The sequence below is a fragment of the Amycolatopsis sp. NPDC088138 genome, from assembly GCF_044741685.1.
Classification (GTDB): domain Bacteria; phylum Actinomycetota; class Actinomycetes; order Mycobacteriales; family Pseudonocardiaceae; genus Amycolatopsis.
In genome coordinates this window covers 331,477-345,032 of the sequence record NZ_JBIUTB010000007.1, presented here as the reverse complement: position 1 = coordinate 345,032, position 13,556 = coordinate 331,477, and the positions used below count along the sequence as shown (strand labels likewise).

Sequence of the window (13,556 nt, the reverse complement as noted above, 5' to 3'; positions counted from 1 at the left end):
GAAATGTCGTCGTTCGTCATGACGGCTTCGGAGCGCGAGGCGTTCCTGAGCGGGGTGCACGTCGGGGTGCTGGCGGTGGAACGCGCGGGACGAGCACCGCTGGCGGTCCCGGTCTGGTACGACTATTCACCCGGCGGCGAGCTGCTGATCTGGATGGAACGCGACACGGTCAAGGATCGTGCGATCCGTGCGGCGGGCCGGCTGAGCCTGGCCGCGCAGGACGAGACACCGCCGTACAAGTACGTCACGGTGGAGGGCCCGGTGATCGCGAACGACGAGCCGCCGACGCGCGAGCAGGCGTTGCGGATCGCCGGCCGGGACTGGCCCACGGACCAGGCGACGGCGTACGTCGACTCGGCGCTGGGCCCACACTCGGTGCTAGTGCGCGTGCGGCCGGAGAAGTGGCTGTCGAACGACCAGAGCAAGAGCTGAGCCCTGGCCTGTGGACAACCCGCGTCCACCGGCCCGGAACTGTCGGCGCCCCTCGGTAGAATGATCACCGGGGGGCGCCGCCCGGCCTCAAGCCTTGATCAGCGCGTCCACCGCGCTGAAGAACATGCCCAGGCCGTCGTCCGACGGGCCGGTCAGCGCGTCGATCGCGTGCTCCGGGTGCGGCATGAGCCCGACGACCCGGCCGTTTTCACTGCGGATGCCCGCGATGTCGTTGCGCGACCCGTTCGGGTTGCCGCCCACGTACCGGAACACGACACGGCCCTCGGCCTCGAGCACGTCCAAAGTGGACTGCTCGGCCACGTAGCAGCCGTCGATGTTCTTCATCGGGATGAGGATCTCGGCGCCCTGCTCGTACCGGGTGGTCCACGCGGTGTCGGTGTTCTCGACGCGCAGCCACTGGTCGCGGCAGATGAAGTGCAGGCCCTGGTTGCGGATCATCGCGCCCGGCAGCAGGCCTGCCTCGCAGAGGATCTGGAACCCGTTGCAGATGCCGAGCACCGGCATCCCGGCCCGCGCCGCCTCGATCACCGACGTCATGACCGGCGCGAACCGGGCGATCACGCCCGCGCGCAGGTAGTCGCCGTAGGAGAAGCCACCCGGGACGACGACCGCGTCGACCCCGCGCAGGTCCTCGTCCGCGTGCCACAGGGGCACCGCCTCGGCGTCGGCGTACGTGACCGCGCGGGCCGCGTCGCCGTCGTCGAGGGTGCCGGGGAAGGTGATGACGCCGATGCGCGCGCTCACGCGTCAACCCGTGTGATGGTCCACTGCTCGATGACCGGGTTCGCGAGGAAGCCTTCGGCGATCTTCTCGAGTGTCGCGTCGTCGACGGTGTCGTCGACCTCGATCTCGAAGTGCTTGCCCTGGCGGATCTCCTTGATCCCGGTGAAGCCGAGACGGCCGGCGGCGCCGAGCGCGGCCTGTCCCTGCGGGTCGAGGATTTCGGGCTTCGGCATGACGTCGACGACGACTCGGGCCACGGCAGGCTGCTCCTTATTCACGCAGGTCGTGGGTACCCGGCGAGCATAGTTCACCCGGTCCGGCGGGCGGCGGGGGCCGCCGGGAAACCTAGACTGGCCGCGGGCGCCGAGCTGCGCCATGATGAGTCGTTGACATCGCGCCAACAGCGAGTGGAGGCACCGTGGCCGTCCAGGACTCCTATGACTACGTGATCGTCGGTGCGGGCAGCGCCGGGTGCGTGCTGGCGAACCGGCTCACCGAGGATCCGGCGGCGCACGTCCTGCTGCTGGAAGCGGGCGGCGAGGACACCGCCGACGAAATCCACATCCCGGCCGCCTTCCCGTCCCTGTTCAAGACCCGGTGGGACTGGAACTACGAGACCGTCGAGCAGAAGCACACCGGCAAGCCGGCGTACTGGCCGCGCGGGAAGATGCTCGGCGGCTGCTCGTCGATCAACGCGATGCTCTACATCCGCGGCAACCGCGCCGACTACGACGGCTGGCGCGATTCCCACGGCGCCGAGGGCTGGGGCTGGGACGACGTCCTCCCGTACTTCAAGCGCGCCGAGGCCAACCAGCGGCACGGCGGGCCACTGCACGGCACCGACGGCCCGCTGAACGTCGAGGACCGCCGGTTCACCCACGAGCTGTCGAGCGCCTGGGTCGACTCCGCCGTCGCGTGGGGCCTCAAGCGCACCGACGACTTCAACGGCGAGAGCCAGGAGGGCGCCGGCCTCTACCAGGTGACCTGCAAGAAGGGCCGCCGCTGGTCGACCGCCGACGCCTACCTGCGCCCGGCGATGGACCGGCCGAACCTCACGGTGAAGACCGGCGCGCAGGCCACCCGGATCGTGTTCGAGGGCACCCGCGCCGTCGGAGTGTCCTATTTGGACAGCGGGGTCGAGCGCACCGCGCACGCGTCGGCCGAGGTGCTGCTCAGCGGCGGTGCGGTCAACTCGCCGCAGCTGCTGATGGTCTCGGGCGTCGGCCCCGCCGAGCACCTGCGCGAGCACGGCGTCGACGTCGTCGTCGCGCTGCCCGGCGTCGGCGAGAACCTGCACGACCACCCGGCGTGCGGGATCACCTGGTCGACCCGCGGCACCACCGACCTGGTCGACGCCGCGACGCCTGCCGGTCTCGTCCGCTACCAGCTGACCAAGCGCGGGCCGCTGACCTCGACCATCGCCGAGTCGGGCGCGTTCTTCCCGACCGGCGACGGCCTGCCCGCGCCGGACATGCAGATCCACGTCGCGCCGACGCTCTTCTACGACAACGGGTTGCGCGAGCCGACCGTGGCCGGCTTCACGTCCGCGGCCACCGTCGTCGACGTCGCCAGCCGCGGCCGGCTGCGGCTGAAGTCGGCGAACCCGTTGTGGAAGCCGGAAATCGACCCGGCGTACTACGCGGACTCGAAGGACATGGACGTGATGGTCGCCGGGCTGAAGGCGCTCGTCGAGATCGGTCGCGCCGGGCCGCTCACGAAGTTCCTGGACAAGCCGTTCCTGCCGGATCGGCACGATCTGACCGACGCCGAGTTCGCCGAACACGTCCGCGAGAACAGCCAGACGCTGTACCACCCGGTCGGGACGTGCGCGATGGGCACGGGCGAGCACGCCGTGGTGGACCCGCAGCTGCGGGTGCGCGGGGTCGAGGGACTGCGGGTGGTGGACGCGTCGGTGATGCCGGTGGTGCCGCGCGGGAACACGAACGCGCCGACGATCATGGTGGCGGAGAAGGCGGCGGACCTGATCCGGGGGCGGTGAGGTTCGGCCGCGGACCGTGGTGCTCTGCTGCGCCACGGTCACGGCCGCCTCAGTTCGCCGTCGTCGCCGCGGCTGCGACCGGCCCTGTCGATTGAGCGGCCGCCGGTTCGGCTTGCGTGGTTCTACCGCGCCCGGCCGATCGGCGGGAGCCGGAATCGCGCGAGCTGGGCCGCCGCCCCCGGTATCCAGTTTACCGAGGGGTACCGACAGTTCCGGGGTTGTGGAGCCGAGTTGTCCACAACCCCGGACCGGTCAGCGCTTGCCGTGGAGGATGGTCACCAGCTTGACCACCAAGGCGTCCGTGGATTCCTTGCGGGTGAACGAGGTCAGGGTCAGCGGGGCCGTGAAGCGCTGGCGGGCGATGGCCTTGGTGCGGGCGAACTCGCGCAGGCCTTCCGGGCCGTGGATGCGGCCGAAGCCCGAGTCGCCGACTCCGCCGAACGGCAGGGACGCGATGCCCGCGAACGACAGCGGCGCGTTGATCGAGGTCATGCCCGTGCGCAGCTTCTCCGCCAGCTCGACGCCGCGGGACTTCGAAAAGACCGTCGAGCCCAGGCCGTACTTCGTGCTGTTCGCCTTGTCGATCGCCTCGTCCATGTCGCGGACCTTCGCGATCGTCACGGTCGGGCCGAACGTCTCCTCCGTGACCGCTTCGGAGTCCTCCGGGACGTCGATCAGGACCGTCGGCTGGGCGTACCGGTCTCCGACGGAATCCTCGCCGCCGAGGACCGCCTTGCCACCGCGAGCCAGGGCGTCCTGGATGTGCCGCTTGATCACGCCGAGCTGCGAGGGCATCGTCACCGGGCCGTACTGCGCGGCCTCGTCCGAACCCGCGCGCACGTCCTTCGACTTCTCGACGACCTTCGCGACGAACTCGTCGTGGACCTTCTCGTGGACGTACACCCGCTCCACGCCGATGCAGGTCTGACCGGAGTTGGAGAACGCGCCCCAGACCGTCGCGTCGGCCGCGGCGTCGAGGTCGGCGTCCGCGTCGACCAGCACCGGGTCCTTGCCACCCGCCTCGATGACGACCGGGGTCAGCGTCTCGGCCGCCGCGGCCATGATGCGCTTGCCGGTGGCCGTCGAGCCGGTGAAGGCGATCTTGTCGACGCCGGCGCCGACCAGGGCCGCGCCGGTCTCGCCGAAGCCCGTGATCAGCTGGAGCACCGGCTGCTCCGGGACGATCTCGGCGAACGCGTCGACCAGCCACTTCCCGACGCCCGGGGTGTACTCGCTGGGCTTGAACACCACGGCGTTGCCGGCAGCGAGCGCGTAGGCGATCGAGCCCAGCGGCGTGAACACCGGGTAGTTCCACGGGCCGATCACGCCGACGACGCCGAGCGGCCGGTACTCGACGGTGGCCGCCTGGTTCGACATCAGCAGCCCGGCCGAGCGCTTCTGCTTGCCGAGGATCTTCTTCGCGTGCTTGCCCGCCCACGCGATGTGCTCGATGGCCAGGACGCTCTCGAGCTGCGCGTCGGCGATCGGCTTGCCGGTCTCGTCGCGCACCACCTGGCACAGCTGGGCCAGCCGGCGGGTCAGCACGCCCTTCCAGCCGCGAAGCCGCTCCGCGCGCCCGGCGAAACCGAGGTCCGCCCACCACAGCGCCGCGACACGGGCCCGCGCGACGGCGGCCTGCACGTCTTCCGCGCTGTGCACGGGGTAGGTTCCGACAACCTCGTCGGTCGCCGGGCTCAGCGAGTCGAAGGTCTCGCCGAGGGACGTCGGCTTCGGCTGGACGGCAGTCATCGGCGTCTCCCGTAAGTTCGCGGTTCAGCCCAGGTTACGACGTTACTGACGTGGTGCCAATAGCGCCCGCGGGCTTCGCCACCAGCATTGCACCGGCGATGGCCGCAGCAAAGACACCGAACACCGGCGCGAGCCACAACGGCAGGACGCCGACCGCCAGCGAGCCCAGCCCGAAGCCGCACGCCTGCACGGTGAACGACAGCGAGAACCCCGCCGACCTGCGGTTCTTCGGCAGCAGCCGCTGCAGGTTGACCGAGGTCGCAGCCACGAGCGGGCCGGTGCACCCGCCGATCACGGCCACGGACGCGAGCAATCCCGGCCAGCCGAAGTCGCCCGCGAGGGCGAGTCCACCGAGGACGAACCCGCCGAGGAACAGCCGCGGGTCGCCGGTCTTGCCGCGCCACGCGTAGAGCGCGCTGCCCAGGATGCTCGCGCCGCTCAGCACCACGATCACGATCGGCGCGGCCGTGTCGGGAGCCCCGAGCCGCTGGACGAGCGGCAGCGGCGCGACCTCGATCGTCGACAGCAGGAGCCCGACGGTGAACGCGCAGCACAGCCACGGCAGATAACCGCCGGCCCCGGGAGACGGCGCGGAATCCACCTGTTCGCGCTCACCCCCGTGCCGCGGGACGAGCACGGCGGCGCACACGCAGGCGGCGGCCATCGCGATGAGCGGGACGAGCGAACCGGCCAGGTCGAGCAGCGCGACCAGCGCCGGACCGCCGATGAGCACCCCCTCCAGGAGCATCGCGTCGACGGAGATGGCCCGCGGCAGCAGGTCGTCGTCGACGGTGTCCGCGAGCAGCGTCCGGAACCCGCCGGACAACGCGCCCGCCGCGACGCCGGGCAGCAGGACCAGCGCGAGCAGCACGGCGTTCGGCGCGCCGGCGGACGCGGCGAAGGCGAGCACCCCGAACCCGGCGGCCGTGAGGAGCAGCAGCGCGGGCAGGCCGCGCGTGACGCCGACGCGGTCGATCAGCCGCCCGACCGGCACCGCCCCGGCCATCTCCGCAACGACGTAGACCGACATCAGCACCCCACCGAGCCGGTACGAGCCGGTGGTGGCCGTGGTCAGCAGGGTGAACGCGAGCGGCGCCATGGTCGCCGGGAGCCGGGCGAGCTGGACGCCCGCCGACCAGCGCCAGTAGGCGCGATGGGTGAACAACGACATGTCAGCACGCTCTTACAGCGACGGTTTTGCGCCATACTGATTCGGGCACAAGCGAATCCTGAGGTCGCCATGATCGAGCTGGTCCTGACCGCGGCCGGCAGCCAGCGCGTCCGTTTCGCGATCTCGCCGCTGGAAGAAGTGCTCGGCGCCGTCCAGACGCTGCTCGGCCTCCGCGGGCACCCGGCGCACCTGCCGTGGGTGTCCACGGCGCCCGCACTCGACGTCCCCGAGTTGTCGGCGGTCTTGAGCGCGCGGCACTACATCACCGAGTTTCTGAGCCCGCCACCCGAGGGGCCGGAAACAACGGCCCGCGCCCAGCTGCGCGTGGTCCGCGAAACCCCGCCGCACCAGGTCGCGCTGGAGCTGGCGATGGTCGACGCCGACCTTTCACTGCTGCCGGCCGACCCGGCGGCCGCGCGGGACCTGCTGGCCGACCAGCTCGAAACCGTCTGGAACGCGCTGCTCGCGCCGCAGTGGCCGAAGCTGCGCGAACTCCTGGCGGCCGACATCGCGTACCGGACGCGGCTGCTCGGTTCCGGGGGCATCGCCGCGATGCTGGCCGGGCTCCACCCGCAGGTGCGGCTGACCGGCACGTCGGTGTTCGTCGACGTCCGTTCCGACGAACGGCTCGAGATCGACTCCCGCGGGCTCCTGTTCATCCCGGCGGTGTTCGCGTGGCCGAACGTCGGGGTGGTGACCGTGCCGCCGTGGCAGGTCTCGCTGCTCTACCCCGCTCGCGGCGTCGCGTCCCTGTGGGCTTCGGCGACGGCGCCGCCGGAGCCGCTGGCCGAGGTGCTCGGCCGGACACGGGCGCTGCTGCTGGCGACCCTGGACGACCCTGCCGCGACGGCCGACCTCGCGCACCGCTTCGGGCTCGCCCCGGCGACGGTGTCGGCGCACCTGACCGCGTTGCGCGCGGCCGGGCTTCTGACGTCGGAGCGCACCGGGCACCGGGTCCTCTACCGGCGGACCGGACTCGGCGAGGCGTTGCTCCGCGGCGAACTCTGACTAGGCTGGAATCCGCCCACCCGTGAAGGAGATTCATCGATGCGTATCGTCCATTTCGGACACGCCTGCGTCCTGCTGGAGACCGGCTCCGAGCGGATCCTGATCGATCCCGGCGCGTTCTCCACGGACTTCGAGCGCGAGCGTGAACTGTCCGCCGTGCTGATCACCCACCAGCACTTCGACCATCTCGACGTCGAGCGGCTGCCGAAGGTGCTCGAAGCCAATCCCGGCGCGAAGCTGATCGTCGACCCCGGTTCCGTCGAGGCCGTCGAAAAGCTGGGGGTCGAGTTCGACATCGCCAACGTCGGTGACGCGTTCGCGGTCGGCGACACCTCGATCAAGGCCGTCGGCGGTGAGCACGCCGTGATCCACAGCGACATCCCGACGATCCCCAACATCGGTTACGTCTTCGACGACGGCGCGTTCTTCCACCCCGGCGACTCGTTCTTCGTGCCCGAGCAGAAGATCGACGTCCTCGGCCTGCCGACCGGCGCGCCGTGGCTCAAGGCCGGCGAAGCCGTCGACTACCTGCGCGCGGTGGCGCCGCGACTCGCCGTGCCGATCCACGAAGCCGTGCTGGCCAACCCGGCCCTGCACTACGGCCTGTTCGGGAACCTCGCGCCCGAGGGCACCGAGGTCAAGGTGCTCGACCGCGGCGGACTCACCACCGTCTGAGCCGGGTGCGGCGTGCCCGTTCAGGGCCGCATTGCCGGATCCGCCGGCACGCCGCACAATTCGGCCGCCACACGCCACAACTCCTCCTCTCGAACCTCGTCATACGACTCTTCGGACGACGGCACGACCTCACCTCGGTCGAGGTAGGCCCCGGATTCAGCCGGCCGCGGTGTGCTCATGGCAGCCGCCAGTTTCACTCCCGCCGCCTGCGGGCTCGACGCGATCGGCGTCGCCCACAACAGCGGCAGCAACCACCGGAACCCGAAACGCTGGATCGCGCTCGCGTCCCGGGCCAGGCCCGTGCCGGGCACGAACCGTGGCGTGTACGCGTAGACCTCGACGTCCGGCAGCCGCCTCGCGAGCGCGTGCACCAGGTACTGCACCCCCAGCTTGCTGGTCGAGTACGCCCGGCGGCCCGCCGTGACGGTCTCCGCTTCCGGTCCGCTGTCCGGCCTCACGAGGCTTCGCACATCGGTCCACCGCGGTGCCGGGACGAGGCCGAGGTTGTGCCGGAAATCGCCGAAGTGCGACTCGCTGCCGGTCACGATGATCCGGGCACCCGGCTCGAACCGGTCGGCCAGCAGGCGGATCAGCAGGTAGTTCGCCAGGACGTTGATCCCGAACGTGGCCTCGAAGCCGTCCACTGTGGCTTTGGTGGTCGACGCCATCTGCACACCCGCGTTGGCCAGGAACCCGGTCAGCGGCGGGATCTCCCCCGCGGCGAGGCGCCGCCGCACGGTCTCCGCCGCCGCGCGCACCTCCGCGAGGGAACCGAGGTCGCAGGACACCGCCTGGACGTTCGGGTTCCCGGTCCGCGCGGCCAGGTCACGCGCGATCCGCCGCCCCGCGTCGCCGCGCACGGTGATCAGCAGCAGCTGGTCCGGGTGGTCCCGAAGCAGCCGTTCGGCGGCGGCCAGGCCGAGGCCCCGGGTCGCGCCGGACATCAGCAGTGTCCTCGTCGGTTCGGTCATGTCGTCACTCCGTCATCCGATCAGGTACTCGATTCGAATTGGTACTCGGTACCGTAGCGCACTCGATACCAGGTCCGCTAGTGTGGGGTCATGGAGCAACGCCCCTCGCTGCGGGAACGCAAGCAGAAACAAGCCCGCGAGCAGATCGTGGAAGCGGCCTTCGCGTTGTTCGCGGAACGCGGCTTCACCGAGGTCACGGTCTCGGACATCGCGGAGCGCGCAGAGGTCGGGCGTACGACGTTTTTCAGGTACTTCGGCGACAAGCAGGAGGTGGTGTTTTCGGACGAACAGCAGCTGCTGGATCACCTGGCGGAGCGGCAACGAGCATTACCGGGCGAGGCGCCACAGGATCTTTCGACCGCCCTCGAACAGGTCCGCGGACTGGTGCTCGACGTGTGCGCCGAGGCCACGGCGGATGCCGAGCACTACGAGATGCACCAGCGGCTCTTGGAGCAGAACCCCGAGCTCAAAGACCGCAGTGCGCGGAAGCTGCAGCGATTCGCCGAGGTGGGCGAGGCAGTCCTGCTGGAACGCGGCACACCCCGGGACGTCGCGGTGCTGGCAGCCCAGATCGCGGTCGCCTGCTACCAGGCCGGGAGCCGGCTCGCCGGAGCCGACGCTCCCGCACTCGCTCCGGCGGTCGACCTGGCCTTCGGACGGCTCGACGTGCTCCTGGACGCGCAGCCGGCGCATCCCCGGGAATGACGATCAAGAGCCAAGGTGACTCCGCTCCCGGCCCCGAGCCGGGCGAAGATTGACAACTCCAGAGCGAAGCGGCGAATGGCGTCCCGCGTGACCGATCAGGCAGCGACCGTGCGCAGCGAACCGTAGGTCGCGCCGAACGCGCGGTTCTCCAGCGCGACGTCGACGGCGTCGAGCAGGGCCTGGCGGAGGCCGGGGCGGGTGAGGTCGATGGCGTCGACGCCCAGCCGGACCAAGCCGCCCTTCTTCGCCGCCCGCGCGGAAGCCAGCACCAGCGCGAAACAGCGGACCGTCTCGGTGCGCTGCGACTGGCTGGTGAACTCCTGGACACGGGCGCGGCGCACCTCGCCGGTGACGAGGTCACGCACCGCGCCGAGGTCCGCGCACAGGCGGAAGCCGTGCTCGGACAGGGCCTGGAGCGTGCCCTGGGACGCGATCCAGCGCGGCGGTGCGAAGCCGTCGACCCCCAGGCCGGCGGCGTCCAGCGCGGCCTTCGCGGCGATCAGCCGCAGCCGGGCCTCGTGTGCCGGAAGCGTCGCGAACTCGGCCTTCTTGCCCAGGTACACCGTGCGGTGCGTGGGCGTGACGACGTGGTCGTATCCGTGCAGCAGCACGGAATCACCACGGCGGGCGCGGTTGCGCACCCACTCGGTCACCGGGCCTTCGCCGGTGCGAGCGGCGTACAGCACGGAGAGCGGTACTTTGCGGCGGTCGAGCTCGGCCGCGAGATCGGCGCACCGGTGCAGCGTGCGCGGGGTGATGCCCGACAGCGAAACCAGCAACTGAGCGTCCACCCCATCATTGGGACGCACCCGTCTGACCGGCCCGTGAACTGCGCAGAACGGGCGGGCGTCGGTTGCCGGAAGGGTCAGACGCCCTCGCGCAGGCGCTGCACGGCCACGGCGATGCGGCCGCGCAGGTCGGGGTCGGAGACCTGGCCGTCGGCGACCACCGCGCGCGAAACAGGGATCCGCGCGCAGGCTTCGTCGACGATCTTGGCGCCCGCGTACGTCAGCACCTTGCGCAGCGAGTCGTGCGCATCGCGGCCGCCGGTCGGCGCCGCGACGGACGACGCGTTGATCCAGGCGACCGGCTTGCCGTAGATCTCGCCACCGCCGACGGTCCAGTCGAGCAGGTTCTTGAACGAACCCGGCAGGCCGCCGGCGTACTCCGGGGTGCAGATCAACACCGCGTCGGCGTCCTTGATGGCCGTCCGCAGCCCCGCGACGGCGGGGTGCAGCGGGTCGCGGTCGTCATCGGGGTTGAAGTGCGGGAGTTCGCCGAGCCCGGTGAACGTCGTGCTCTCCGTGAGGGTCGCGGCGGTCCCCAGTACCGCCGCATTGCCCGAGCCTGCTCGCAGGCTGCCGCAGATCAGCAGGATCACGCGGCCAGTCTGCCAAAGAAAGCCCGGTGATGCGGTGATAAGCCTCGATGTAGCGGTCGCGCGTGGCGGTCACCACTTCCGGCGGCAACGGCGGCAGCTGGGACACGCAGTCCCAGCCGGAAGCCGGGTCGGTCAGCCAGTCACGCACGTGCTGCTTGTCGAACGCCGGCCGGTTACGGCCGGGTCGGTGGCCGTCGGCGAGCCAGTAGCGCGCCGAGTCCGGCGTCAGCACCTCGTCGGCCAGCACCAGGCCGCCGTGCTTGCCGATGCCGAACTCGAACTTCGTGTCCGCCAGCAGCAGGCCCTGCTCCGCGGCCCGTGCGGCGCCGCGGCGGTACAGCTCGAGCGACGCCTCCCGGACCTCCTCGGCGAGCGCGCGGCCGAGGATCGAAACGAACGTCTCGAAGTCGATGTTCTCGTCGGGCTCGCCGGGGCGGGCCTTGGTCGACGGCGTGAAGATCGGCTCGGGCAGCCGGGCGGATTCGGCGAGCCCGCTCGGCAGCTCGAGCCCGCACACGGCGCCGTCACGGCGGTAGTCGGCGTACCCGCGGCCGGTGAGGTGACCGCGGACGACGGCCTCCACCGGCAGCATCTCGAGCCGCTCGACCAGCATGGCCCGGCCACGGACGGCGTCGGGCACCCCGGGCCCGTCGCACGCGACGAGGTGGTTCGGCAGCACGTCGGCGAGCTCGCCGAACCAGAACACGCTCATCGCGGTGAGCACCCGTCCCTTGTCCGGGACGGGGGTGGCGAATACACGTTCAAAGGCCGAAATGCGGTCGGAAGCAACAACGAGGAGCCGGTCGTCGCCCGCGTCGTACAGGTCGCGGACTTTGCCGGTGGCGAGCTTGGGGTGTCTGGGGAGGGGTGTCACGCGCTGAACCCTAACGGGCACGCTCCGCCACCGAGGATGATGCTGGCATGGCGTACTCCTGGATCTCGGTTACGACCGACTACGGACTGCGCGACGGCTTCGTGGCGGCCTGCCACGGCGTGATCGCGCGGCTGGCGCCTGCCGTGCGGGTCATCGACGTGACGCACGAAGTCCCGCCCCAGGACGTCCGGCACGGAGCCATGGCGCTGGCGCAGACGGCGCCGTTCCTGCCGGAGGCCGTGCACGTCGCCGTGGTCGACCCGGGTGTCGGCACGGCGCGGCGCGGCGTGGTCGTCGTCGCCGACGGCGGCCTGCTGGTCGGGCCGGACAACGGGCTGCTGCTGCCGGCCGCGCAGGCGCTCGGCGGGGTGCGGGCCGCGTACGAGCTGGCCGAGCCGTCGCTGCGGCTGCCCGTGACGTCGGCCACTTTCCACGGACGGGACGTCTTCGCGCCCGCGGCCGCGCACCTCGCGCTGGGCGTGTCGCCCGCGGACTTCGGCGACACCGTCGAGACGCTGGTGGAGCTGCCCGAGCCGTTCGTGGCGGCGTTCCCCGGCAAGCTGGTGTCCGAGGTGCTGACGGTCGACCACTTCGGCAACGTCCAGCTCGCCGCGACCCCGGCCGACCTCGAGCTGAGCGGGCTGACCGGCGCGGTTTCGGTGCACAGCGAGCGGGTCGCGGTGACCACGGCGGTCGGGCGGACGTTCGCGGACGTGCCCGCCGGGGCGAGCGTGCTCTACACCGACTCGGCCGGCCGGCTCGCCGTCGCCATCAACGGTGGCTCGGCGGCCGCCGTGCTCGGGCTGGGCCCGGCCCAGGAGTGCACGATCACCTCGTCGCCGACGGCCACCTGACCCGGCCGGAGTACGGCGGCCTTCATGCCGAACACCACCCCGCCGTCCGGGTGACGGCGATAGCCGGCGAGCGTGCGGATCGGCTCAGGGCCGGCCTTCGCGCCGGTCTCCTGGTCGACCATCGGCACGGTGCAGCGCACGCACTGCTTGGCGTACCCGAACTTCGCGGTGCCGGCGGACATCACCCGGACGTCGTCCTCGCGGTGCGGCTCGGGCCAGCCGGAGAGGATGACGTTGGGCCGGAAGCGATCCATCGGTACTGGCTCGCCGCCTCTTTCGAGGATCCGGGCGTTCAGGCCGTCCAAAGAGGACTCCGAGGCGATCAGGAGTGCGTGGCCGTCGGCGAACGCGGCGGTGCCCGGAGTCTCGCCGCCGGTGCTGCGCTCGTGGTCCGGCGCGACGCCGACGAGCACCGAGGGCAGGCCGAGGATGGTCGAGAACCACTCGGCGGCCTCGGCGCCCTGGTGGACGCCGTCGCCGTGCCAGGAGAAGGTCGACGCCGGGTGCCGTGGGCCGTCGCGCCTTATCCCGACAACGAGGTCTTCGACACCTGGCGCGGACAGCGCGAGCTGGTCTCCGCGCACTCGCGGCCGGACCACGGCCAGCACCGGATAACGCCGCTGGCTGCGGAAATCGCCGTCCGGGGCGACGACCTGGAAGACCCGGTCGTGCGTCAGCCCGGCGGGCCCGACCTCGGCGGCCGGCACGGACGTACCGGCACAGCCCTTGACGGGGTAGTAGGTCAGCCGCGCGATCCTCGCCATGCCTCGCAGGCTACCGGCGCCCCTGCGGCTGACGCGCCGCCTTTAACGCTGAGGCTGCTGCACGGTGAGACCAAGTCTCTGACGGCCACCAGGTTCACCCGCCGAAACTTCAGGCGGCGGTTCCGCCGGGGGCGCATCGCCGGCCCTCAGCGCTCGTCGATGGAGGATTCTGGACACTCGGCGTCCAGAATCTTCCATCGACACCTGGCGGCCACGTCCCAGCCGGAAG

General features: G+C 71.3%; 15 protein-coding genes. 6 read left to right on the top strand and 9 right to left on the bottom strand.

The features are described from left to right. Nucleotides 1-3 precede the first annotated feature (3 nt). The gene (locus tag ACIOD2_RS38195; RefSeq protein WP_400549630.1) at nucleotides 4-432 is read left to right on the top strand and encodes a pyridoxamine 5'-phosphate oxidase family protein; all 429 of its coding nucleotides are present in this window, start codon (nucleotides 4-6) and stop codon (nucleotides 430-432) included. An 87-nt stretch (nucleotides 433-519) separates the two neighbouring features. Here ACIOD2_RS38195 and purQ read toward each other — a convergent pair whose 3' ends face one another. Both purQ and purS read right to left on the bottom strand, forming a co-directional pair. Next, nucleotides 520-1,197, bottom strand: a complete 678-nt coding sequence (gene purQ, locus ACIOD2_RS38190) for a phosphoribosylformylglycinamidine synthase subunit PurQ (RefSeq protein ID WP_400549628.1) — start codon at nucleotides 1,195-1,197, stop codon at nucleotides 520-522. Next, a complete protein-coding gene (purS, locus tag ACIOD2_RS38185) occupies nucleotides 1,194-1,433 on the bottom strand; it encodes a phosphoribosylformylglycinamidine synthase subunit PurS (protein ID WP_086675945.1) in 240 nt (79 codons plus the stop codon). Before purS ends, purQ begins: the two co-directional genes overlap by 4 nt. A gap of 161 nt (nucleotides 1,434-1,594) precedes the next feature. Between purS and ACIOD2_RS38180 the strand changes: the two genes are divergently transcribed. Further along, nucleotides 1,595-3,175 carry a GMC family oxidoreductase gene (locus ACIOD2_RS38180; protein ID WP_400549625.1) on the top strand — a complete coding sequence of 527 codons (1,581 nt, stop codon included), beginning with the start codon at nucleotides 1,595-1,597 and terminating at the stop codon, nucleotides 3,173-3,175. 252 nt (nucleotides 3,176-3,427) lie between these two features. On the opposite strand, the gene ACIOD2_RS38175 is transcribed toward ACIOD2_RS38180, so the two are convergent. Both ACIOD2_RS38175 and ACIOD2_RS38170 read right to left on the bottom strand, forming a co-directional pair. Beyond that, nucleotides 3,428-4,924, bottom strand: a complete 1,497-nt coding sequence (locus ACIOD2_RS38175) for an aldehyde dehydrogenase family protein (RefSeq protein WP_400549623.1) — start codon at nucleotides 4,922-4,924, stop codon at nucleotides 3,428-3,430. Nucleotides 4,925-4,958: 34 nt separating this feature from the next. Then, entirely contained in the window at nucleotides 4,959-6,095 is a 1,137-nt protein-coding gene (locus ACIOD2_RS38170; RefSeq protein ID WP_400549621.1) for an MFS transporter, read from the bottom strand. A 69-nt stretch (nucleotides 6,096-6,164) separates the two neighbouring features. Here ACIOD2_RS38170 and ACIOD2_RS38165 point away from each other — a divergent pair, with 69 nt between their 5' ends. Further along, nucleotides 6,165-7,103, top strand: coding sequence for a DUF5937 family protein (locus ACIOD2_RS38165; protein ID WP_400549619.1), 939 nt, complete (start codon nucleotides 6,165-6,167; stop codon nucleotides 7,101-7,103). Nucleotides 7,104-7,142: 39 nt separating this feature from the next. After that, on the top strand, nucleotides 7,143-7,778 hold the full coding sequence (locus ACIOD2_RS38160) for an MBL fold metallo-hydrolase (RefSeq protein WP_400549617.1): 636 nt from the start codon (nucleotides 7,143-7,145) through the stop codon (nucleotides 7,776-7,778). 20 nt (nucleotides 7,779-7,798) lie between these two features. Here the strand turns inward: ACIOD2_RS38160 and ACIOD2_RS38155 are convergent, their stop codons facing one another. After that, nucleotides 7,799-8,749 carry an SDR family NAD(P)-dependent oxidoreductase gene (locus ACIOD2_RS38155; protein WP_400549615.1) on the bottom strand — a complete coding sequence of 317 codons (951 nt, stop codon included), beginning with the start codon at nucleotides 8,747-8,749 and terminating at the stop codon, nucleotides 7,799-7,801. 90 nt (nucleotides 8,750-8,839) lie between these two features. Here ACIOD2_RS38155 and ACIOD2_RS38150 point away from each other — a divergent pair, with 90 nt between their 5' ends. Beyond that, entirely contained in the window at nucleotides 8,840-9,454 is a 615-nt protein-coding gene (locus tag ACIOD2_RS38150; RefSeq protein ID WP_400549613.1) for a TetR/AcrR family transcriptional regulator, read from the top strand. 95 nt (nucleotides 9,455-9,549) lie between these two features. Here ACIOD2_RS38150 and ACIOD2_RS38145 read toward each other — a convergent pair whose 3' ends face one another. The 3 genes from ACIOD2_RS38145 to ACIOD2_RS38135 all read right to left on the bottom strand — a co-directional run bounded on the left by ACIOD2_RS38145 (nucleotide 9,550) and on the right by ACIOD2_RS38135 (nucleotide 11,709). Next, entirely contained in the window at nucleotides 9,550-10,245 is a 696-nt protein-coding gene (locus tag ACIOD2_RS38145) for a DUF2334 domain-containing protein (protein WP_400549611.1), read from the bottom strand. A 74-nt stretch (nucleotides 10,246-10,319) separates the two neighbouring features. Beyond that, a complete protein-coding gene (locus ACIOD2_RS38140) occupies nucleotides 10,320-10,811 on the bottom strand; it encodes an NADPH-dependent FMN reductase (protein WP_400550646.1) in 492 nt (163 codons plus the stop codon). After that, the gene (locus ACIOD2_RS38135; protein WP_400549609.1) at nucleotides 10,705-11,709 is read right to left on the bottom strand and encodes a phosphoribosylaminoimidazolesuccinocarboxamide synthase; all 1,005 of its coding nucleotides are present in this window, start codon (nucleotides 11,707-11,709) and stop codon (nucleotides 10,705-10,707) included. The genes ACIOD2_RS38140 and ACIOD2_RS38135 overlap by 107 nt, the downstream gene beginning before the upstream one ends. Before the next feature lie 47 nt (nucleotides 11,710-11,756). Between ACIOD2_RS38135 and ACIOD2_RS38130 the strand changes: the two genes are divergently transcribed. Next, nucleotides 11,757-12,563 carry an S-adenosyl-l-methionine hydroxide adenosyltransferase family protein gene (locus ACIOD2_RS38130; protein ID WP_400549607.1) on the top strand — a complete coding sequence of 269 codons (807 nt, stop codon included), beginning with the start codon at nucleotides 11,757-11,759 and terminating at the stop codon, nucleotides 12,561-12,563. Here the strand turns inward: ACIOD2_RS38130 and ACIOD2_RS38125 are convergent. After that, nucleotides 12,446-13,327 (bottom strand): MOSC domain-containing protein, encoded by an 882-nt coding sequence (locus ACIOD2_RS38125; protein ID WP_400549605.1) that lies wholly within the window; start codon nucleotides 13,325-13,327, stop codon nucleotides 12,446-12,448. The two genes, ACIOD2_RS38130 and ACIOD2_RS38125, sit on opposite strands and share 118 nt — an antisense overlap. Nucleotides 13,328-13,556: the final 229 nt, after the last annotated feature.